This window comes from Psychrobacter sp. S1-30-MNA-CIBAN-0213 (assembly GCF_040309845.1).
Taxonomy (GTDB): Bacteria; Pseudomonadota; Gammaproteobacteria; order Pseudomonadales; family Moraxellaceae; genus Psychrobacter.
The window spans coordinates 79,340-99,247 of the sequence record NZ_JBEOPE010000013.1; the positions used below are offsets into that span (position 1 = coordinate 79,340).

21 protein-coding genes are annotated in these 19,908 nt (G+C 37.6%); 9 read left to right on the plus strand and 12 right to left on the minus strand.

Annotated elements, in window-relative coordinates:
- Positions 1-83: 83 nt before the first annotated feature.
- A complete protein-coding gene (locus tag AAEY87_RS11700; RefSeq protein WP_350657317.1) occupies positions 84-383 on the minus strand; it encodes a hypothetical protein in 300 nt (99 codons plus the stop codon).
- 277 nt (positions 384-660) lie between these two features.
- On the opposite strand from AAEY87_RS11700, the gene AAEY87_RS11705 reads away from it, so the two are divergent.
- From AAEY87_RS11705 to AAEY87_RS11725, 5 genes are all read left to right on the plus strand, one after another.
- Positions 661-912, plus strand: coding sequence for a hypothetical protein (locus AAEY87_RS11705; protein WP_068038444.1), 252 nt, complete (start codon positions 661-663; stop codon positions 910-912).
- Positions 913-1,173: 261 nt separating this feature from the next.
- Entirely contained in the window at positions 1,174-1,419 is a 246-nt protein-coding gene (locus AAEY87_RS11710; protein WP_350657318.1) for a hypothetical protein, read from the plus strand.
- Between the two features lie 814 nt (positions 1,420-2,233).
- Positions 2,234-3,178, plus strand: a complete 945-nt coding sequence (locus tag AAEY87_RS11715) for a DMT family transporter (RefSeq protein ID WP_350657319.1) — start codon at positions 2,234-2,236, stop codon at positions 3,176-3,178.
- Between the two features lie 197 nt (positions 3,179-3,375).
- A complete protein-coding gene (locus AAEY87_RS11720; protein ID WP_068038431.1) occupies positions 3,376-3,789 on the plus strand; it encodes a PaaI family thioesterase in 414 nt (137 codons plus the stop codon).
- A 269-nt stretch (positions 3,790-4,058) separates the two neighbouring features.
- Positions 4,059-4,316, plus strand: coding sequence for a hypothetical protein (locus AAEY87_RS11725; protein ID WP_350657320.1), 258 nt, complete (start codon positions 4,059-4,061; stop codon positions 4,314-4,316).
- Positions 4,317-4,410: 94 nt separating this feature from the next.
- Here AAEY87_RS11725 and AAEY87_RS11730 read toward each other — a convergent pair whose 3' ends face one another.
- Positions 4,411-5,118, minus strand: a complete 708-nt coding sequence (locus AAEY87_RS11730) for a hypothetical protein (RefSeq protein ID WP_350657321.1) — start codon at positions 5,116-5,118, stop codon at positions 4,411-4,413.
- Between the two features lie 199 nt (positions 5,119-5,317).
- Here AAEY87_RS11730 and AAEY87_RS11735 point away from each other — a divergent pair, with 199 nt between their 5' ends.
- Positions 5,318-5,458: a YgjP-like metallopeptidase domain-containing protein gene (locus AAEY87_RS11735; RefSeq protein WP_264753634.1), complete on the plus strand. Its 141-nt coding sequence runs from the start codon at positions 5,318-5,320 to the stop codon at positions 5,456-5,458.
- Between the two features lie 447 nt (positions 5,459-5,905).
- Here AAEY87_RS11735 and AAEY87_RS11740 read toward each other — a convergent pair whose 3' ends face one another.
- Complete coding sequence (locus AAEY87_RS11740) at positions 5,906-6,931, minus strand: DUF3427 domain-containing protein (protein ID WP_350657322.1); 1,026 nt, start codon at positions 6,929-6,931, stop codon at positions 5,906-5,908.
- Between the two features lie 183 nt (positions 6,932-7,114).
- Here AAEY87_RS11740 and AAEY87_RS11745 point away from each other — a divergent pair, with 183 nt between their 5' ends.
- On the plus strand, positions 7,115-7,246 hold the full coding sequence (locus AAEY87_RS11745; protein ID WP_350657323.1) for a hypothetical protein: 132 nt from the start codon (positions 7,115-7,117) through the stop codon (positions 7,244-7,246).
- Between the two features lie 117 nt (positions 7,247-7,363).
- On the opposite strand, the gene AAEY87_RS11750 is transcribed toward AAEY87_RS11745, so the two are convergent.
- The 8 genes from AAEY87_RS11750 to AAEY87_RS11785 all read right to left on the minus strand — a co-directional run bounded on the left by AAEY87_RS11750 (position 7,364) and on the right by AAEY87_RS11785 (position 17,746).
- The gene (locus tag AAEY87_RS11750) at positions 7,364-8,374 is read right to left on the minus strand and encodes a BsuBI/PstI family type II restriction endonuclease (protein ID WP_350657324.1); all 1,011 of its coding nucleotides are present in this window, start codon (positions 8,372-8,374) and stop codon (positions 7,364-7,366) included.
- 12 nt (positions 8,375-8,386) lie between these two features.
- Complete coding sequence (locus tag AAEY87_RS11755; protein WP_350657325.1) at positions 8,387-9,886, minus strand: Eco57I restriction-modification methylase domain-containing protein; 1,500 nt, start codon at positions 9,884-9,886, stop codon at positions 8,387-8,389.
- 241 nt (positions 9,887-10,127) lie between these two features.
- Complete coding sequence (locus AAEY87_RS11760) at positions 10,128-10,307, minus strand: S24/S26 family peptidase (RefSeq protein ID WP_350657326.1); 180 nt, start codon at positions 10,305-10,307, stop codon at positions 10,128-10,130.
- A 55-nt stretch (positions 10,308-10,362) separates the two neighbouring features.
- Positions 10,363-12,483, minus strand: a complete 2,121-nt coding sequence (locus AAEY87_RS11765) for an AIPR family protein (protein ID WP_350657327.1) — start codon at positions 12,481-12,483, stop codon at positions 10,363-10,365.
- Complete coding sequence (locus AAEY87_RS11770) at positions 12,476-15,166, minus strand: Z1 domain-containing protein (protein ID WP_350657328.1); 2,691 nt, start codon at positions 15,164-15,166, stop codon at positions 12,476-12,478. Before AAEY87_RS11770 ends, AAEY87_RS11765 begins: the two co-directional genes overlap by 8 nt.
- A gap of 4 nt (positions 15,167-15,170) precedes the next feature.
- Positions 15,171-16,637, minus strand: a complete 1,467-nt coding sequence (locus AAEY87_RS11775; protein WP_350657329.1) for an ATP-binding protein — start codon at positions 16,635-16,637, stop codon at positions 15,171-15,173.
- A 378-nt stretch (positions 16,638-17,015) separates the two neighbouring features.
- Positions 17,016-17,378 (minus strand): DUF4113 domain-containing protein, encoded by a 363-nt coding sequence (locus tag AAEY87_RS11780; RefSeq protein ID WP_350657336.1) that lies wholly within the window; start codon positions 17,376-17,378, stop codon positions 17,016-17,018.
- Between the two features lie 23 nt (positions 17,379-17,401).
- Positions 17,402-17,746, minus strand: a complete 345-nt coding sequence (locus tag AAEY87_RS11785; RefSeq protein ID WP_350657330.1) for a DinB/UmuC family translesion DNA polymerase — start codon at positions 17,744-17,746, stop codon at positions 17,402-17,404.
- Between the two features lie 42 nt (positions 17,747-17,788).
- Between AAEY87_RS11785 and AAEY87_RS11790 the strand changes: the two genes are divergently transcribed.
- A complete protein-coding gene (locus AAEY87_RS11790) occupies positions 17,789-18,145 on the plus strand; it encodes a P63C domain-containing protein (RefSeq protein ID WP_350657332.1) in 357 nt (118 codons plus the stop codon).
- 272 nt (positions 18,146-18,417) lie between these two features.
- On the opposite strand, the gene AAEY87_RS11795 is transcribed toward AAEY87_RS11790, so the two are convergent.
- Positions 18,418-19,044, minus strand: coding sequence for a hypothetical protein (locus tag AAEY87_RS11795; RefSeq protein ID WP_350657333.1), 627 nt, complete (start codon positions 19,042-19,044; stop codon positions 18,418-18,420).
- A gap of 278 nt (positions 19,045-19,322) precedes the next feature.
- Here AAEY87_RS11795 and AAEY87_RS11800 point away from each other — a divergent pair, with 278 nt between their 5' ends.
- Positions 19,323-19,502: a hypothetical protein gene (locus AAEY87_RS11800; RefSeq protein WP_350657334.1), complete on the plus strand. Its 180-nt coding sequence runs from the start codon at positions 19,323-19,325 to the stop codon at positions 19,500-19,502.
- Positions 19,503-19,908: the final 406 nt, after the last annotated feature.

Genomic DNA, 19,908 nt, shown 5'->3' on the forward strand with positions numbered 1-19,908 from the left:
TAAGATAAGAGGCGGTTGTGATTTTCGCTTGCCTCTTTATCTTATTGTTCTTAACTAAGCGTTTATTGCTTTTAACTTAGCCTCTACTGCAATCCATCTGCAGCTGTTTTATCCGAGTTTGTATTTTCGACAGAATCGGTTGCTGTTTTATCAATACCTGCATCATTTGAAGACTCTGGCATGTCTTGTGTTATGGTTGTCCCCTCAGAATTATTGTCTTCAGCAACACTTTCGACTTGATCTACGGCGACGACTTCACCTGAATCTACGTCAGCTTCTTCTATTTCATTACTACAAGCACTAACACCTATAAGAGCAACGATAAGTGCTGTCCATAGTGCAGTTCGAAGTGAGCTATTCGATTTTAATAGTATTTTTTTCATTTTATTATCCTTAACAAGATTGCCATAAAGGTGTGGTAAGGTTTTTTATTAATCTGAAAATGAAATGGCACAGAGTTAATTTATTAATATAGCATTAACCAAGTTATTACTTCTCAGAGCTTATTTTATGCTCCTTCTCAATAATATTTTATACAGTGATTGCGAGCAAGTTTAAAAATAAGAAAGTCACAAAATCTAACATTCTGTAAACATGAATCGAGATTTCAAAGTGTATGCTTATAATAAACAATGATTGTTCATTAATAAGGGTATAACTATGAGTAATAATTTAGTAGGTAGTGATTTGACTCGTGCAATGTTGAGTCGCGGTGACAAGCAAGTCTGGTGTGCTGTAAGTAATGATAGCGATGAACAAGCTATCACGACTATTAACAATGCTAACTATAGCGGTATACATCGTATTGTTTCCTTCAACAGTGAATATCTCATTTGCAGTGAAGGGAACTTATGGGTTTGTGCTGTCCCTGTCAAAAGGATTGAGATGCGTCAAAGCGAAGTAAAAATATAAGTAAAGGATATTTTTTTGTCTTACATATATTTTTTGAGCAACCGTTCAACATGAAAAAAGCGCCATCTATATAATAAGTAATAGCTAAAAAAAACAATAACTTATAGAATTCTGATTCATTAAATCTGGTTTATTATCACGATTAGATAGTGACAGTATAGAAACATTTCAGATGGACTCAAAGAGTTGAGTTTATCGAGATATCAAACTATGAGATGTTTTTCGCATTCTAACAGTAGGCCATGAACAGGAGGGATCAGGATGTATCAAGAATTAACTGGTAGTGAGTTAACGCGTGCGATGTTAAATCGTGGTGATAAGCAAATATGGTGTGCTGTAGGCGATGATAGCGATGAGGAAGCTATGTCTGATCAAGTGAATAACGATTTTACGGCTCGCATCGTATCTTTTGATAATGGCAATTTCTTATGTACAGCAGGTATGGCATGGTCGTTTGCTGTACCTATCAAAATAGTTCCGTTGATGCGAGATGAGGTAGGACTCTAAATTTCTCTCATGGCTTTATTAACCAGTCAGAGATTGACGGTTAATAAGTTTACACAAGATAGCAGGGCCAATAAGAGAAATTAAGTGGTTGCACAGCGACGTATGACTCTAGCCTAAAATTGTGATAGTTTTTTCTGTATTGAATCGATGACATCCAGTTGAATTCTATCATAATCACCAATCCAAACCTCCTCTCCCTCTTCAGTCACTTCTTTTAAAGACCTAAAACGATTAATTAGATCTCGTTGAAAATTACTCAATGAAGTGTGTATCAGTGATACCTCATGATCAGTGAGTGATATACCATGCACTCTTTTTTGCATTTCCATATATCCCTTTTTTTATCGTTAATATCCATATAAAAGAATATACACGATAAGAACATATATATGCAAACTATAGTTCGTGAATAATCTGATTTTTGATAAAATTTATGACTGCTGTTGTGGGTATTTTATTACATAAACACTATACTTGATACCTTTAAGTAAAGGATAGTTGTTACTTCTATAAAAAATTTTTACTAAAGATTTACTCAAATATTGATTGGATAATAGTCAGGTAATAATAGCTACCAATATGGTTGAATTTGATCGTATAGAGCTTACCTAATAAGGTATTTTTTGACAAAAATATCAATAAATCAATATGATGGAAAGAAGAGAGAAGCTCTTAAAAATAGCGAAAATAATAAATGACAATGGATTTTTGAGGATAATTTCTAGACAAGTTGTTTTCTAAATAATAAACAAGTTAGCCTCTAAATAACTCGCTTTCAAAATAGCAAAAAAAGTGAGCAAAGCTAGGATAAACGATGAGTGAGTTCAGAGAGCAAGGAATGTCTTGCGACAAGACTAGATGGTTTGTTCCTTTTGTTTGCCTGTTAGCTGGAGGTGCGCTAATAGGAGTGTCTACTAATCTGGCAAAATATGCAGGCGAAATAGACTTAACCCCGCTGGCTTTTCTTTTTTGGTCGATTACAGGGGCGTCTATTATCCTGTTAGTTATCGCGCTCTTACGAAATGAGCTGCCACCTCTAAATAAACGCAGCTTTGAATACTATTTAGTAGCGGCACTGGTAAGCGTTGCAGGCTCCAATTTAATATTCTTCTCAGCTATTCCTCAAGTCGGTGCAGGATTCGTTGCACTGATTATCGCTTTGCCACCGCTTCTCACTTATCTTGGCGCCCTAGCACTACGAATGGAACGCTTCAGTGCACTTCGCGCTTTTGGTGTAGCAGCAGCACTGGCAGGTGTAGGTGTGTTGGCAGCACACAAGTTCTCTGCACCAAATACCAGTGTATTTTGGGTCTTACTTGCGCTTTGCGGGCCTGTTTTACTAGCGATTGGCAATCTATACCGTACATTACGTTGGCCGGATAACGCCTCTCCCATCGCGCTGGCACCAGGTATGTTGATCGCAGCTGCAGTGCTACTTGGTATCGTTAGCATATTACCAAACTTCTCACTCGCTATTCCGCTAGAAGAATTCAGACCACTTGTGTTAATCGCTGTACAAGCATTCATTTTCGCAGGCCAATTCTTACTGCTGTTCTTGCTACAGAAAACTGGCGGTCCAGTCTTACTAAGTTTGTTGGGAGCAGTAGGAGCAGTCGTTGGAGTTCCTGTCGCTATTTTTTTGCAGGGTGAGACTCCTCCAGAGGGACTGTTTTTGGGTGCATCGCTGATTGCGCTCGGGGTCGTACTTGTTACATGGGGCGGGGTGAAAATGACGACGCTACCGACAGAAGATATTTAAATATGGTTATGGTCGGATTAGATGATAATTTCAATTAAACATTCAAAATCATAGACTGATATCATTTAGGAAGCTATCATTCAAAAAGGTATTGTTTAGAAAGGCGTTATTCGAAGAAGCATCGACGACTTGACGATACTAAATTAGAAGAACAGCAGGAAGTACACAACAAGGATAATTAGACTTAAGGAATATATATGTCTGCAACCAAAGAAGAAATTGTCGCTTTTATGGCATTAGAGTTTCCACAAACCAAGTGCGTTGTCGAAGCAGTAGATGAGAATGGTGCGACCTTAGCGCACGATATTGGTGTAAACGAGCTGCGTCCTGGTGGCACAGTCTCTGGCCCTGTATTAATGAGCATCGCTGATGTAGCTATCTACGTGGCGATACTAGGTAAAATAGGTATTGTTCCATTGACCGTGACGACGAGTCTTACCATTAATTTTTTGCGCAAACCATCAGCACAAGCACGTATCATTGCTGATTGTACCTTGATGAAAGTAGGGCGCACGCTGATAGTAGGCGAAGTCTCCCTTTACTCAGAAGGCTCTAGCGATATGGTGGCTCATGTAGTTGGCACATATTCCGTACCGCCTAAACTTGTTTAAAATTCACACTGTTCGAGAAAGTGCTGACTACTGAAACTGAATTTTTTATTATGTGGTTGGCTTTAGATAAGATCAGAGTGCTAGCAACAATCGCAACCTTTCTTTAGCTTTCATAAATCTACTTAACATTGGAATCGTTTATCATTTTCGTTGTCGATAAAGCAATCCTTTATCACGATGCTCTTTTCATGATAGCTGTTTAGCTTGATATTAGATAAAGCATCTTCAATCACAATTCATAGTTGATATGAATTCAGACGGAAATAATAATGAAAAATATAATGATAAACTCAATTCTAGCGGCTTCAGCTTGCTTGGCAATGGTTAGCCAAGCAAATGCAGCACCCAATTTTAATAAACATCATACCGCTCAAGTAAAGCACCAAAAAGTTATCGTAAAAAAGGTGGACGCTAAACATAAACACGTAAAAAACAAGGCGACAGTCTCACGCCATAAATCTAATAGGATAGCGGCTGCACAGAGCGCTAAAAGTAAACATAAAGATATTCATGAACACCGTTCTTGATAGTCATGTTTAATCGTATAAAAATAGCGCCCATATTAGGCGCTATTTTTTGTTTCGTTGTTATGCAATAAAGGTCATGCGATAAACATAATAACTACTGACTGGTAAAGGTTACGGTCTTAGTACTGCCATTAATACTCGGCTGACTTAGTGTCACCTTGCTCGCTAAGAGATCGCCTTTGGCATTGATTTTATAACATTCTGATGAAGTTCCTGAAGGATCAGAGCTGAGTAATAGATTGCCTGATGTTTCTATACAGAACCATGCTGTGTTATTAGTATCTCGCGCAAGAGACCAGTCTTGGTTATACGTCCCTATCTTGTTACGCATGCTGCTATCAGCATAGACATTTTCAGTAATCAGCTTACTAGAATCACCTACCATAGCCATTTTAGGGATGGTGGTCGTTTGGTTCGATAGTGAGTATTTACCCGTGCTATCCGTGAAGCCATAGAAAACCAATGGGTTCAGGGTAAAGTAATTAATAGCGACCGATTGCTCAGTGATTTGATTATTCACCTTATTGATCGTATTTATTTCTGTACCTTGTACGGATTTATTATTGAATCGCATGCTGCCTTTGGGCGTGACCTGAATGTCTGCTGATAGGCTTTGACTACCGACAGCGGCAACTAATTTATCACTACGTTGTTTGGTATAGATGTTGAGCATGGCAGCCTCAACAGGGTATTGAGTCACTATATTGTTTTGGTTAGTATTACCTGTCGTCCCACCATTCATACCACCAGCACAAGCGCTTAAGCCCAGCCCTGCTGCAATACACAATCCTAGTGTTCTCATGGTTTAACCCCTCAGTTTGTTTAGATAATTGCTATAAATGTCTACTATAATCGAATTTTTGAGCAATGTCTCTAACAACGAATAGTTCTATATTTAAATCAATGGCAATGAAAAAATAATGGGGCAGTTGCTCAATTAAAAGTAATTTGATACTCAATCCACATTTAGTGAAGGCACCTAATAGCAATGCATCGACTATGTGATACTGCATGAGCTCTGCCATATTGCCGAGCATAATGACAGTGAGCGCTTTTGGTGTTTATTAACGCAAGTAATGCCGAATTGGGAAGAGGTAAAAGCTAGACTTGATAGTATGGCGGAGCTGTATTTGAATGAGTGAGAGTATAAAAACTATAATCATAGATAGGGTAAGCATGACATAGTTGTTTTTTTTGCAGGAAGTTTTTTTAAAAGATGTGACACAATGAGGCTGTAAGCCTTATGCATAAGATCTTTGAAAGTATTAACGAAGGGGTAGAACAAGATAGTAGAAATGAGATTTTGATTAAACAGAATAAGATTGGCGGTGAAGGAGGGATTCGAACTACTATCGTAAGCAATTGATATTAAAGTTTTTATAGTTGATAATTAAAAATATAGACCAACTATTAGACCAACATTGTCCAAGTATTAGTTGTAACGCTGATAGTGCGATTTATCTCATATTAAATTGTAACTAAATATTACGTAGCACCTCATCTTTGATGAGGTGCTATAACGAAACGAGATGAAATACATATTATCATTAAAAAATGCTTTTTGGTAATCGATCAAAAACTGATACTGATTATCTTTTATAAGCTATCCTGTAATTTGTCGGAATATGGTCATAACTATCTTTATTTAAGAGCTCCTCTGCGCTTATTTCAAAGAAGCTAGCACATTCATTTTTTTCATCTAAGTCATAGAGCCTATAGATGACATAGCTGTCTTTATGAGCATCTGCAAAAGCCATTTCACCAGATGAAATGAAAAAGTCACTTAAAGCATTATTCTGAGTCGTGGTTTTGACTTCAATGTATTTGACTGAGCCATCTTCATTAAACGATTTTACATCATAGCCCAAGCCGTCACCTATCACTAAAGAACTATGTTCTACAGCGTCAGCTAGTTCATGCTGATTGGCATCTCGAAGCATTTGCCTTTCATACCTTACAACTATAGATTCCCCCATATCGCCAACTTGCTTACGTCTTTCAAGATTAAGATCTATACCACCAGGAATACTAGAACCAAAAGTAGCAGTTTTCTTTTTCTTGTATGGTTGTTGGCTTTTTGAGAGCTTTAGCCCAGGAGTATACGCGTTTTCATTCAGCTTTTCGGGTAGCTCAAGCGTAGATGTGCTTTTTATAATAGCTAAATCTTTTACAAAGCTATCTTGCTTTATTTGATCCCAATCAAGTAGCTGCCATTCAAAGTAGACAGGCTTTTCAATATCTGGGTTATGAGCAAGATATCCCAATCTACCTAGGTAGCGATAGTCTTCTTTACCATTTCTTCTAATGAATAGATAAATATTATGTTCATCTTGGTCGAAGTTAATAAGGTCAAGTATTTTCTTATTATCTAGTGATAAGCTTGGTTGAGACTGCCACGTTAAAACTCCCTGATCGGACACACCTTCATCAAATTGGTGAGACCCTTGTTTCTGGCCTAAAGTAACATAAAAAACCCAACTCAAATTGTCCTGCTCAGTACGTAACATTCCATGGTTACCCCACGTACCTGAACCACGACTGAAATTAGTATTTCCTCCGAAAAACTTATGAACCTCTTGTCTCTTATATTCGTGACCTATAGATAATTTAGTCATATTGCTACTCCTTTTTCAATAAGCTATACGCGTACTTAGTTTTAAAGTTACATAGGAAATTTAACCTTTGGTCTATTCTAATGGTTATTGACAGAATGGATTGAATTAAATAGCTTATAAACGACATAGATTGTCGTGTAGGATTGAATCCATTTGAGAATTACTAATTAAGAGCTCCTATATATGTCCCTTAGCAATAGCAATAGCAACAACAATCAGCCCACCAACCAAATCAATCAAGACGATATTAATAAAGCCGTATGGAATGACTGTGATACCTTCCGTGGGGTCATCAGCGCCGATACCTATTATTGAGTAATTCAGTCATTTGGCAAATCGGCAGCTTTATAGTAGGCTAAAGGCAACAATAGACACTAATCATAGTAAAACGTTAAATGAAAAAAGACCCATTAAAAAGGTCTGTTTGATTTATTAATCTTGCACGTTATTTTCTTTTTCATGTGGTCCAAGAAAACGGTCACCATTGAAGTGGATCATGTGATCAGGATTGTCGGCAATCCATACTTCAGTTTCCCATGCGATATCAGCTGCATTCCGACGGAATTCAGCACGATCCGGAAACGCTGTAACGTAAACTAAACCAACAGTGCAATCCTCGAACGCATCTTCTAACTCTATCCACCGCTTGGGCGAAATAGGACCATGACTTGTGACTGCTTCAATCAAAAACAACCACTGTCTATGTTCATCGTACACAACAACATCAGGCAACTTGTCATGCGACATGGGTGGAACTCCTAAAGACTGCAGATACTCAGTTTCCAGAAACATTAGCTTACCGCCTTCCTTGCGACTACTGGCAGTGTCACCGATATAAAGCAATCGACCGCCAGTACCGATAAAACGTGAGCAAAATTGATGTACTATGTCAGCATGAAGCTGATTATGTTTGCCTGGTGACAACTTTATAGTTTCGCCATTAGGCAAACTGATAGGGATCTTATTTTTATCAAGAACGCGTTCATATTGAGCTTTCAATTCAGGCACAGTATCTTTAAAATCTTGGACTTTTCCTAACCACCCATCGTCTGGATATTCAGCTAGAATATTCAGCATAGGCTGATTCAGTGAGTAATTGTTGTCTTTGCTGTTGGTCGCACGCGCTGGGTTGTCTCGGTTGCGGTCAATAATACGGGCTTGTTCAAACTGATGTAAGGTTTGGCGTCTAATTGTCTCACGGCTATTAGGTTTATAGTCCATGCCGTATTCATTACGGATAAACTCCATAATATTCACTGTGGGTAGTAATGGCGCGCTTGCAGTATTCCAATCATCAGAAGGTTTTATATTTGCAAGAGCCAGAAAAACCCATCCTGAACGGTCGTTACACTGTGCACTTGGAAGCCCCAGTGCAACAAGTAGTGTTTTAGCCTGCTCAAGTTTTTCTTTTTGTTGCGCTTTTTGCTGCTCTGTAAAAGTCAAAATTTATCCCTATTAAACTAAACTCATTATTCCAAGTATCGGATTCACAATAGAATCAATTTCGCTTGTTTGAGCTGTCTTCAGTTTTTGTATTTTTTTGCCAATCAATTTCACTTGTTCACGTGTGGGGAACTTCATGATACGAATTTCAGTAGCATTAACTTGTGTATTACCTGAAATACACCTGAAATATTTGTCCATGAATAATGAATTAAAAATCGCTGCAAGCCCATACGCTTCAGTTTTAGTTAGTTCACCATCTTTTACACCAAGGTAGTTTGTTTTGTTTCCAAATCCAATAAACTCACAATTATGGGCATTTTCAAGATGAACACCTGATACCAAGCGTCGCTTTTCATCTTTTGAAGAAAAACGCTTCAAAAGAACATATGTTCCGTTTTTCATCGTGTGCTTTTCATGCCCGTCTTTCAACATAAACGACACATCCTTTTTATGCTCACCAGTCCATTTAGCAGTTAATGGGGTGACATTATGCGGACGATAAAGCGGAATAGAGTTTTGTTCGCCAGTATCTTCAGTGATGTATTCTCGTGTTCTATGCTCGACGACACGACCAGTTGAAATAAAATAACCAGCGCCTTCAAAAGTTTCTGGAAACGTTTCAGCTTGTCTTAATATCTTGGCGTCAGATGCTGATTCTGGAATGCGAATAATTCGCTGATCGTTCGATGGGTCAATGATCAGTTCAATCGGGTATTGTTCTTGATCAGCATTGATGCTGGCATCACAGTCACTCGAACAGATAGTAACATTATGTTTTGCTGAACCTTTAATAAAACGGCAAATGATGCTTTCTTGCAATACTGATGAATCAGCATTTTTAAATACTTTATCCCTTTGCCTAAAAATGTGTATCAAGTCTAAAGCAGACTGGGTCAGTATATATGAACGGAAGCCTTTGAAATAAAGACCATTAGTGAAACTACGCGGAGTAATAGTTACAACTTGTCCACCATCTTTCATGCAAGCCATGACTATAGCTGTAAAAGAAGCGTAAATGTTCGGGTCACCGTAATACAAGTCAGCTGCTGCTTTGGCATAGGGTGAATCTTTCACGTTGTATTTGAAATATGGCGGATTGACTACCGATACATCGAAATCTAAAATACTTTGATCTTTATCAGGTCTTGCTAGTACAAAATCTTCACAGCGTATTTCAAAACTGAAAGTTCCGTCTTGCTGTTCAAAGGAGTTCTGAATAGTCTTCAGTGTTTGTTCAAGGTTTGGTATTGCTTCGCTATCAAGTTCATACAAGACAGCATGAACTGTCTTACAGCCAAGCTCCAAGCACCTTAAGGCGGTGGATACAGTTAAAATTCCAGTACCCGCACCAGCATCCAAAATTCGAACGTTCTTGCTATGCGGCTTATTGAGCAATGAAGCCATATAGTCAGAGACAGCTGCACCTGTAAAGAACTGCCCCAACGTCTTACGTGCATCCATAGACTTGGAGCTGAGAAAATCACTTTGAAGACGAATAATGTCTTCCATAAGGTCTCCTACTTGTAATTGATTAAGCATTTGTTCCTCCCGCTATTCATTGGATCATAAATCTATTGAAAGGTAATGATGCAAGTGTTTAACCTATTCCTTACACATACGACTGTTCAATCAATTTCTCGTCGTTATATCTCATATTACACAGCAAATTGATTATACCCTTTTGATCTGGCATAACCCTATGACGCTCACCACTTTTGTAATGTACAATGAAATAAGTAGGCATATTCCCTTAGTCTTCGACCAGATAAGTCGATGCCGGATGGCGTATGAGTAGTGTATTTAGATCGATACGGTTTTGCACATAGTCAGTCGCTGAACTTGGGAAACCAGCTTTTACCTTATAGCTGTATAAAGACAGCAACACTGTTTCGCATTCATTGGTCAGCTTGCCGATCATTTCGACTGCCATCTAATAACCTTCCGTTGCAGTCCATAAAAGGCTTCTTCAAATCTCTTACGAAATCTTACCCAACCTCCAAGTAAACCCCTTTATCTTCAAGTTTTACTAACGTTTTATTGATCAAGTCGACCTGCCTATCAGTTGGTGTCTTTAATGATTTTCCAAGTAAAACGTTAGGTACGAGCGATAAAACTTGCTTGTCAGTTTCATCCAGTACACCTTTCTCTTCCGCATTCTTTATTAAAGCTAACCATTTAGCTAGAGGAGTGTTGAATAGTTCTATCAAGCTACTTACAGCTTTAGTTACTGTTTTTGTTTGTTGAGCTGAATCTTGGCGCTTTTCTTCAATGATATTTTTAGAAACCAGTTGAGTTTTAAACATCATATCTAGTGAGAAGTAATCACCCTTATCAATAATAGACTGTACTTTAACCAGGTTCTCCTTAGACTTAGCCATAGACAATACAGCCTTGCCAGTATCTTCACTGAATTGATTGAGTAGGGCGTTTATCTCAATTGAGGTCTCAATAAACTGCTCGTGATAAAAGTCGTTTACAGCTTGATCCTGCCATATTTTTGGATAGTTGAACTCAAGACCTTGTTTATCCATTAAAGCTTTAAGAATATGTATCGTATAAGCGGTTAAGGTTGCTTTGGTATTACCAACGAACTCTTCCTGCTTATACACTGCTTTTTTACAGGCCTGCCAGATAATAAACTTTGCTACTAACTCTTTAAAAAAATACTCATTTATTGTCTCTGGGGTATTGTCCCAGATCTTTTCAATTGACTGTGCGAATCCTCTAAATGCTATTTGAGCCCCCTTGATAGCATCATGAGGTTTTTTGTCAAAAATGAGATAAATCTTAGCCAAATCTGTTTTTATAATTAACTGCTCTTTAGGGTGTTCAGATTTAAACGCTTTTTTACCCGCATCAGTTAGTTTGCTCTGAGCATTTAAGTAGGATCCTCTCGCTCTTTCATAATACCAGCGTGTAGGTTTGATCCTTTCTTTTGACGTTGGAGCAAGTATCTGTCGTGATAGCTTTTCAAGTGTGCGATGGAAAGGATGGTTAGAAAAGAAATCTGAATCCTTAATAGCGTTTTGAGAGTTCGCAAAGCGAGAGATATTACTAATGAGCTCATCTGACTTTGCATCGCTCACTACATTAAGTTTTAATTGAACCCGTATCTTGCTTAGATCGGCTTTATCTTTCTTTTGGGTCATCAACAAAGAAGCTGTAGTTTGCCCACCATTGACGATCTGTAAGTTATTTATCTTTGTAATAACCTGTTTGCTTTTATCGTACTCTACATCTGATGCTGTAGCTGTTAAGCCATTGTTATAACTAAAGAAGTACTCGGGTTCTGTTTTAATAGTCTTCCTGATACCTTGATTAATTTTGCCACGAAACTGCAAAAAGCTTCTGACGTTTGCTTCTAGTAATCTTGCGCCATATTCGTCATAAAGATTAGCAATCATCTGTCCATTTACAACGCATAAATAGCTTGTCAACTCGTCTGACTCTGTTGCGAGTAGCGAAGGTACTGCTCCTCCCCATTCACTCAAATCAATTTCGATCGCTTCAGATTTTGTTTGACTGCTCTCAAGGTCGTAGATTCGTTTGATATCCCAGATATCAAGTTTTAGAGGAATATCTACGTCCTCATCTATTTCCTTTTTATCAGCCACCCGACTACTGATTTGAGCGTTGGTTAAAATGATAAGCTTAATAGACTCAATACGCTTATATTTTTGGAATATTTCTTGAGCTGCTCTATAACCATCTGAGCTTTCTTCTAAGCTTTCAATGAAATCTTTTTTCAACGCACTATTAAAAAAGTTAATACCTGCTTTTTTCAACTGTTCAATGCGACTATTTGTTAAAGATTTAATATTGTCATCATGAACGAAGTCGTTAATGAGTATAACTAGTTCTAATTGATCTAAGTCTAGGTCATTAAAGTCGCCGTTAAAGCCTAATCCATCAATACGCCCATAACGAGATCCGGGCTTGTAAAAGTGGTACAGCTCTAAGTCATCAACAACGCCTTGTTCCTCAATGTAAGGAAGTATCTTCTCAATGAATAAAAGCTCTTTATAGTTACCCTGCGTGGTAGAGCTATGGTCGAGCTCATTCATCAAATCAGCATAGTAGCTTTGAAGCTCGGTCAGGTCATTCATCTTCTTCTCCTAATTCATCTGACTCGTCTTCTTCTCCAAAGAAGTCTTTCATAAATACTTTATTAACTATGTAATTAACAGGGTTATGATTGCTAGATTCGGGAAAGCTGATCGCATATGCTGGTACGTCTTTGTATATTGGCTCTTCAACCTTTTTATCACCTGCTTTTTTGGAGCCTACATAAAGATTAAAAGACTTGAGTACAAGTAAAGGCCTACTTCTATTTCTTCTATAGAATCGAGCAGTTTGTTTGACTTTTGATTTCTCTATCTCTTGCTCTGCGAGTCTATACTGATCATCGGTTAAACCAAAAGCTTCTTCCCAAGGTCTTAAGATACGACCACCACCGTCAGTAATTTTGACGTGGTCTGAATAATAGCTAGACCTTGCAAACTGACGATTTTGAGAAAAGGTTCCTTCACCTAAATAATTTTTATGAATAGCGATGTCCCAAGTTGCCAGCTCTTCTCGACGCTCATTAATATATGAGATGAGCGCCTCCTTTCTCTCTTTATCATCGATTGAATAATTATAATCGTTCAATAATTTTATAACTTCATCTATATTGACACTTTTCACTAAATTGAACTGCTTATCAGTCTTATTTTGCTTATGATTATAAACTGCTTCATGATCATAGTTATCAGCAATTACTATTGCAAAATCATTAAATATATTTCGTTGCCTAGGCAGATCATCTAAGGCTAAACCACGAAGTGTAAAGGCTTCCTCTGAGAAGCTTTCTGATAGCGTTACAGGCTCTGTATGATACATTTTGTTGCGTGCCGTTATTAATAGTCCACTATTACTGGTTCTAACTTTTAACCCAAACTCTGAAGGCGTCAGGCCATTTTGCTCCATAATCGCAAATTCTGAGCGTAGCTCTTCAATTGATTGAGCGATAAAGGCATACCATTCGAAAGAGGCTTCAGGTATATACAGTTTACAAAGATCACTGTAATGCTCTCGGTATCCAAACCAACGCCCCATTTGTAATAGGGTGTCTGCCATAGCCGTATTACGTATTAGATAGCTTACCGTTAAACCTTCTAGTGTAAATCCGCGCGATAGGCTGTAGCCACCGACTGCAATTACATTAAGACCGTTATCATAATTATCATAATCTAATTTATCTTTACTCTTACTATTGATCATTCTTACTTTTACGAATTCAATTACTTGTTGTAGCTGAGTAAAGAACTTATCAATACTACATTCATTCGAATAAGGTAAATACTTACGATACAAACCTTCTAAATGCGGATTCTTCATACGTTCTTGTTGTGATTTGGCACCATGGAATTTTACCGCTAGTCTAATTTCTTCCATCTCTTGGCTAACTAGGTATCGTGCGTCAGCTTGTTCTTGCGTTTTATGAGATATATTGATCAGCATTGATGTATGTTTATTACTAACTGAGCGTACACCTTTAATAACGATGCTTACCAAGTACTCATAGAGCGCCACAATCAAACTATTAGGTAATTCGGTTAAGACAAAGTCCTTAGGTTTTTTTAAAGGAACACTATCCTCATTATCTTCAATGAACTCTATATGAGGAGAATTGTAGTTAGGCTCACCATCTTCACCTAAGAAAAATCGGGTTGCTCCTAGATAATTTGAAGGTGGTACAAGGGTAAAAATGAAATGTTTAGGAAATAAATCGTCTGCCAAAGCTTTATCGTAGTTATCAGGATCTATAAATATATTAGCAAATGGGGTAGCGGTGTAACCGATATAGGAGCCTTGGCGAAACAAGTTAAATGTCTCGCGTATTTGACTGTTTATTCTGGTTGTCTCATTTGGATGCTTACTAGTGTTAATCGAAGCGTTGTCTGCCTCATCATCAATAATTAGTGCTGGCTCGTTAATAAATCGTTGCCCGCCCTCATTATTTCTTAACCACTTAATCACATTATCTAACGTATGATAGTTTTTCTTAATTACCATAATGACTGGGTTTTTAGCGCTTTGTAATCGAACAGCGGTTGTCTTGCGAATTTTGCCGCTAAAGTCTTCAGTTAGACTCGTAAAACAATGTGGCTGTTTAGCCATAATAAGTTCAAGCAACTCTTTATCATTAGTTACACCTACACCAGCATATTTTTGCTCATCGCTGTTATACCCAATAAATCCTTTATTAACTCGCTTTTGAGTTTGTGACCTCAAGTTATTATGAATACCAGTGATCAATATAATCAACTTATAGCCGTAATCAGCTGCTAAGTTTATCAAAGATAGATAGTTGGCTGTCTTTCCTGACTGTACGTTTCCTACTACTAAGCCTTGCCTCTTAAAAGGCATGTCCATCTTTGGATTACCTAGTCGTTCTAAAATGTCTTCATTTGTACGCTTCATGACGTCAATAACTCTTGCAGGTAACTGCTCTTCATGTTGCAAGAAGTTGTAATAACGTTCGCTATAGTATTTATCGCTATCTACTGTATGCATCCAAGGCGTTATTTCTTCATCATCTAAAACATGAGAGTTTTCTTGTTTAGTGTCAAAAAAGACAGTCAACTTATTGAGAATCACTTCAATAGCCTCCTGTTCCTCTTGAACATCAAAACCATAGAGCATCACTGTCTGAGTTAAGATTTCTACTTTGGTCCGTTTATCTTTACCTAAGCTCATTATGTTGACACAAGTATCATAAATTTTATTTAGGGTTTTATCATCCATTATTCTATCCTTGAATTTGATTTAAAAAATCTAACCAATTATCTTGATAATTGCTATATGGCTCGTTTGTCTTGAAGAAGCTTGCAACAATATCTACATTGTTTTGTAGATCTAACTCAGCGAAGTTTTCAAGGTAACTAAGCGCTAGTATCTCTAATTCTTTATCAGTATGTTTGGTTTTAAAGTCTTTGGGAGATGACGCATAATCTACATGTAATTGATCAATAGGAAAGCTTTCTTCAATCAAGCCCAATATTTGCTTAAGCTGGCTTGATTGCTTAGCGTCTAGTCCTGCCATGAACTGCGTAATTAATGGATAGTCTTTATTAATCTGATAAGAACGTAAGTTTTTATTAGTATATTGATGCCAAAGGGGTGTGACATCTCCTTTGTTTCTATAACCTTTAGAGTTGTAGACACGTTTAGATCCTTGAATATAGGTGTCGATATACTGCTTGAGTTGATCTCGCATTTGCTCTGGTGGCTTGGCATGTGATTTTTTAATATCAATATGCCATTCACTATCAAAGTTATTAGGTAGGTCAATTTCGACTCGTGTTAGAGAGGTTAAATCTGATTTTGCAGCTAATCGAAACCAATCACCTGCTATAAGAAGTCTGTTAGCTCGATATACGTAGAATCCTTGGCTGTCCCGATAGCTACCTAAAGAATATTTGTCATATTCTTCTTTGGTACATTTTGTATGGTGGGGTAGGGTATAGCCTTGCACCTTGATGTACACGTCTTTATATTTGATGGTTTCAAGGTTGTGCACCTGAGTGGCAGGTTTATGGCGAAAGAAGGGGTCTACATAGCCAATTGCTCTACCATTAATAATAATGTCTAAATTCGATACAGAACTTGGTGATTTGTCTAAAAAACGGTGAAAGATCAATCCTAGATAACTTTCGGCATTATCAAACTTTTGTAATAAATGGTTGTCATTGCTACGATTGCCATCACCTTGTAGACGGTCACAAACCTCCCAGACTACCAAAGTACCTGTGTCTTCCAGTTGATCGAACTGATAGGTCTCAGCCATCACATCATCGCCAAGCTGTATTAAATTCCAGCAATTAGACTTAGTGACTTGATCTAAGTCCCAACACATTGCCCACGTTTCATCAAACTGTCTAGTAACTACCGTTAAACGTTTACACTGTGAGAAAGAAGCTGTTTTTAAGCCTAGGCCAAATCTTCCTAAGTCTTTAGTAGGGCGCTTGCTTAGAGGGCTTTTTGATCCAATCGTCATCGCTTTTATGAGTTCATCTCGACTCATGCCATCACCATTATCTAGGATAGCAACCTTAGTTACGGGATCCGTCTCAAAAGTAATATGGACCTCGCTTGCTCCTGCAGTAATACTGTTGTCAATAATATCTGCCAAAGCTGTATCTAACTCATAGCCAATATCCCGTAGAGAGTGCATAAGTGCCGCTGCATTTGGCGGACTATCTATAATTAGTGACATATTTAAACTTTCCAATTTTGAATATAAGATTATTCAGAAAAAAAGTTGATTATTTTATTTTTAGTAATATTGATTTATTAGGCTGTGTTAAAAATGCATGACTCATAATGGTAACTATGAGCATTAATATCGTGAGTCACTAGAGCAAAGTTAAATAGTTTTATAAAATTTTTTTAATTAAATTTAACTAGATATTTTTTATAGCTATCCTACACAAGTTTACTAGTTAAATCATTAGCTATAGACGTTCTATATAATGGTTTCAAAAACATTGATAGAAAATTAAAAATAAAAAAATTACTTGTCTTTAGAAACCAACAGTAAGTGTAAAAATATTGAGGCTTATTTCAGTGATTTTCTAATTACATTGATGCTCGATCAATCAACCTTAGGTAATTGATTAATATCAGTAGTATAGCAAGGGGATAGCATGACTCGGCTCATCTGCCATGATTGATTGTCTTTGATGCCTTCACTAGCAATAAACACTGCTGCTTGCTGATTATTATTTTGTCCGTACTTTTTATTGAGCTCATCCATGATGGCAATGACAGCTAGGCTCTTCTCATTATTTTCAGCAGCTTTATGATGAGTGTTTTGATCGTTATCACTTGCTTGTGAAAACAAATCAAGCTGCACCTCATCATGCTGACAAATACCAAGTAGCACCACACCTGCTTTAGCATAACGAACCTTTGCTTTATAAATAACCCTCAAGACTTGCCGAACAGCAGTGATCATCACCCTAGTATCTACGGTTGATTTTATAAACTGATATTCACCAGAGATAGAGACATAACCTCATTTTTACTGAAAGGATTGTTCTTAGCAAAGACACCGATATAAGCACAGACACTGTCTTGCTTGCGTAATTTGCTAGCCGCTTTTGTCGCATGACCGCAGATAGACTCGCTGAGCTCATTGGGGCAGGTGATACATTTGGAGAAAGAGCGTAACGATATAATCTGCGTCTTACGTTCTACGCTTTCGATATCCATACACGACTGTCCGTTTAGCTCTAGGCAAGTACGCTCAAGTACCACGCCAAAGTACTGACGTATCTTGGCGGGCTCACAGATAGCTAACTGATAAACGGTATGAATGCCCATATCATTAAAGCTACGCGCGTTTATTGCTGTGGAATTACGAGAATGAAAAAAACATTTCCAGATGGACTTTGGCAAGAATTTGGACGTCTTACAAACTGGAAGGTACCGCTTCATTCTCGCCCTGGATGGTGGGGAAAACTAGTAATTGAACTGATTTATGATACATTAGATCCAGATGTCACAGATTATCTCAGAGCAAATAAGCCGGATCCGGGTATTCGTTGGCATCGTCAGTTGACCGAGAATATCGGAGTTCGTGCATTGGTTTCTCGCTGCTACGAGGTAATCGGTATGGCAAAGGGATGTGATGATATGCGAGAGTTGCGAGAGAAGGTGGCAGAGCATTACGGTCGTGAGATTGTCCAGTTGTCGTTGGCGCTTCCGAAACAGAAGAAGTAAACTTCACGAAACATATTGATGGAATGTAAATTTCCATCGATATGCCTCAGGGTAGCTAAGTATGTAGGTGCCATTTGTGTAGTCAGAACAGGGCCGTGCTGTTATATATGATTGGCAGCACCGCTCATAAGTGTAAGCTTAATAGCAAGATAGTTAACGATGTATCATTTTAATTAAAGTAAGCGTCACTACAGTTTATCTATTTCGTAGCGATATAATGTTTTGTTTCGATGTAAGCACGCTCTGTTGAACGTGCTAGCCTAAAAGCTTGATTATGATTCCTTTGTAAGAAGTGCTGATATCAACTCTTTGCTTATAGCACCTAATTGACTATGAAGTCTTTCAGCTATATCTACTTCTAAGTATAAACACGCTAATACTTCAGCAGCAGTTATCCAAATAGATAACTTTGGATTTTCTAAAACCATGCTGTTTCGAGTTACAGAGCTTTCTCCAACCACTGCTTTCTCTACAATGCCATGACCTACCCACTTCACAAAAGCTTTTTTCTGATTATCGTCCATAGCTTCGATTAATTGATCAAAAGTAAGTTCAACGTTAGAAACATTATGAACGAAATTATTTCGCAAACTTGCAAGCTTTGTTAGGAAGTCTGCCTGCTCTGGGTAAATAAGATTTAAACACTTTAATAGTGTTACTTTTCCATAGCTGCTGTTTGCTTGATCCAATTGTGAAAAACTCTTTTCTAGTTCTGGAGTGTTAAGCTTAGTAATTAATGCATGAGTGCAAGCAGCTTCGAACAAAGCACTCATTTTTATCGTAAAGGACCAGTCATCTTCATGTAAAAGCTTATCGTAAAAACCATCAGGAAGAGACAGCTTACTTTCGAATTCTTTTACACTATTAAATATATCTACACTATTAGATTGATCTGACATTATTGATGCTCTTCATTATAGGGTCGTTTCCGTGAACTCAAAAAATAGCACTATTAGATAATGTTGATGACCTCATGGATGATCTCAATCTATAAATATTAGATGATCTAAATGACTTTAAAGGTTTGCTATAGCATAGTGATGTGTTTGACACTGTTGTTAGCTCTCTAAAGTCCGATTTTTTCAGGAGTTCCAAACTATTATTCTTAGTCTAGCTTGAAATAATAGCAGTATAGCTCAATACTATTTACTTATTAAGCTGGTATAAGGAAATTACTATGAGCAAGCCTCTATATAAAGATGATGTTGAAGATGACAATGATGAAGAAAGAAGTATTGATGACCTACAGTTAGACCATGACAGTGTTGTTGAGATGGCAAAGCAAGGTCTAAATGATAGTGATTTCCCAGACGGTGCGCCACACGAAGCATTCGTTGACGTTAATAGAGGAAAGTAAGCTTTTTCAACACTCACTTTTATTTAAGAGCCGCTTAGATCCGAAGTCTAATCGGCTCTTTTTTGTGCATAGGAGGTTAGTCCAAGGTATAACTTACCTATTGTTAGATAACTTTTTTATTTGTTATAGTAGGCTATAAAAGTCCAAGTTATCGTAATGACTGATCTGCAAGAAAGTACTTTTAAAATCAATTAAATATGTACGTAGGAAAGCTGGTATGTAATCGTCTACCAGCATCATGACGTATTTTATAGATCATTTTCCACTCAGTTTTATAGGCTTATCTGTAAACTGTATTAGAAGTAGGGAAAAGAAGATGCTACAGCTTCGAGACCATCCCTGATTCTGTGTAACTGCCATTTAGATTAAATGCTTGCTGATACGATCATCAAACATAATCATAAAG

Excerpts from the sequence above, each read along its gene's own strand:
- AAEY87_RS11790 (WP_350657332.1), top strand. The coding sequence starts at position 17,789 with ATGAAAAAAACATTTCCAGATGGACTTTGGCAAGAATTTGGACGTCTT.
- AAEY87_RS11730 (WP_350657321.1), bottom strand. The coding sequence starts at position 5,118 with ATGAGAACACTAGGATTGTGTATTGCAGCAGGGCTGGGCTTAAGCGCT.
- AAEY87_RS11780 (WP_350657336.1), bottom strand. The coding sequence starts at position 17,378 with ATGATCACTGCTGTTCGGCAAGTCTTGAGGGTTATTTATAAAGCAAAG.
- AAEY87_RS11705 (WP_068038444.1), top strand. The coding sequence starts at position 661 with ATGAGTAATAATTTAGTAGGTAGTGATTTGACTCGTGCAATGTTGAGT.
- AAEY87_RS11785 (WP_350657330.1), bottom strand. The coding sequence starts at position 17,746 with ATGGGCATTCATACCGTTTATCAGTTAGCTATCTGTGAGCCCGCCAAG.
- AAEY87_RS11700 (WP_350657317.1), bottom strand. The coding sequence starts at position 383 with ATGAAAAAAATACTATTAAAATCGAATAGCTCACTTCGAACTGCACTA.
- AAEY87_RS11720 (WP_068038431.1), top strand. The coding sequence starts at position 3,376 with ATGTCTGCAACCAAAGAAGAAATTGTCGCTTTTATGGCATTAGAGTTT.
- AAEY87_RS11770 (WP_350657328.1), bottom strand. The coding sequence starts at position 15,166 with ATGGATGATAAAACCCTAAATAAAATTTATGATACTTGTGTCAACATA.
- AAEY87_RS11775 (WP_350657329.1), bottom strand. The coding sequence starts at position 16,637 with ATGTCACTAATTATAGATAGTCCGCCAAATGCAGCGGCACTTATGCAC.
- AAEY87_RS11755 (WP_350657325.1), bottom strand. The coding sequence starts at position 9,886 with ATGGAAGACATTATTCGTCTTCAAAGTGATTTTCTCAGCTCCAAGTCT.
- AAEY87_RS11710 (WP_350657318.1), top strand. The coding sequence starts at position 1,174 with ATGTATCAAGAATTAACTGGTAGTGAGTTAACGCGTGCGATGTTAAAT.
- AAEY87_RS11795 (WP_350657333.1), bottom strand. The coding sequence starts at position 19,044 with ATGTCAGATCAATCTAATAGTGTAGATATATTTAATAGTGTAAAAGAA.
- AAEY87_RS11715 (WP_350657319.1), top strand. The coding sequence starts at position 2,234 with ATGAGTGAGTTCAGAGAGCAAGGAATGTCTTGCGACAAGACTAGATGG.
- AAEY87_RS11740 (WP_350657322.1), bottom strand. The coding sequence starts at position 6,931 with ATGACTAAATTATCTATAGGTCACGAATATAAGAGACAAGAGGTTCAT.
- AAEY87_RS11745 (WP_350657323.1), top strand. The coding sequence starts at position 7,115 with ATGTCCCTTAGCAATAGCAATAGCAACAACAATCAGCCCACCAACCAA.
- AAEY87_RS11725 (WP_350657320.1), top strand. The coding sequence starts at position 4,059 with ATGAAAAATATAATGATAAACTCAATTCTAGCGGCTTCAGCTTGCTTG.
- AAEY87_RS11760 (WP_350657326.1), bottom strand. The coding sequence starts at position 10,307 with ATGGCAGTCGAAATGATCGGCAAGCTGACCAATGAATGCGAAACAGTG.
- AAEY87_RS11765 (WP_350657327.1), bottom strand. The coding sequence starts at position 12,483 with ATGAATGACCTGACCGAGCTTCAAAGCTACTATGCTGATTTGATGAAT.
- AAEY87_RS11800 (WP_350657334.1), top strand. The coding sequence starts at position 19,323 with ATGAGCAAGCCTCTATATAAAGATGATGTTGAAGATGACAATGATGAA.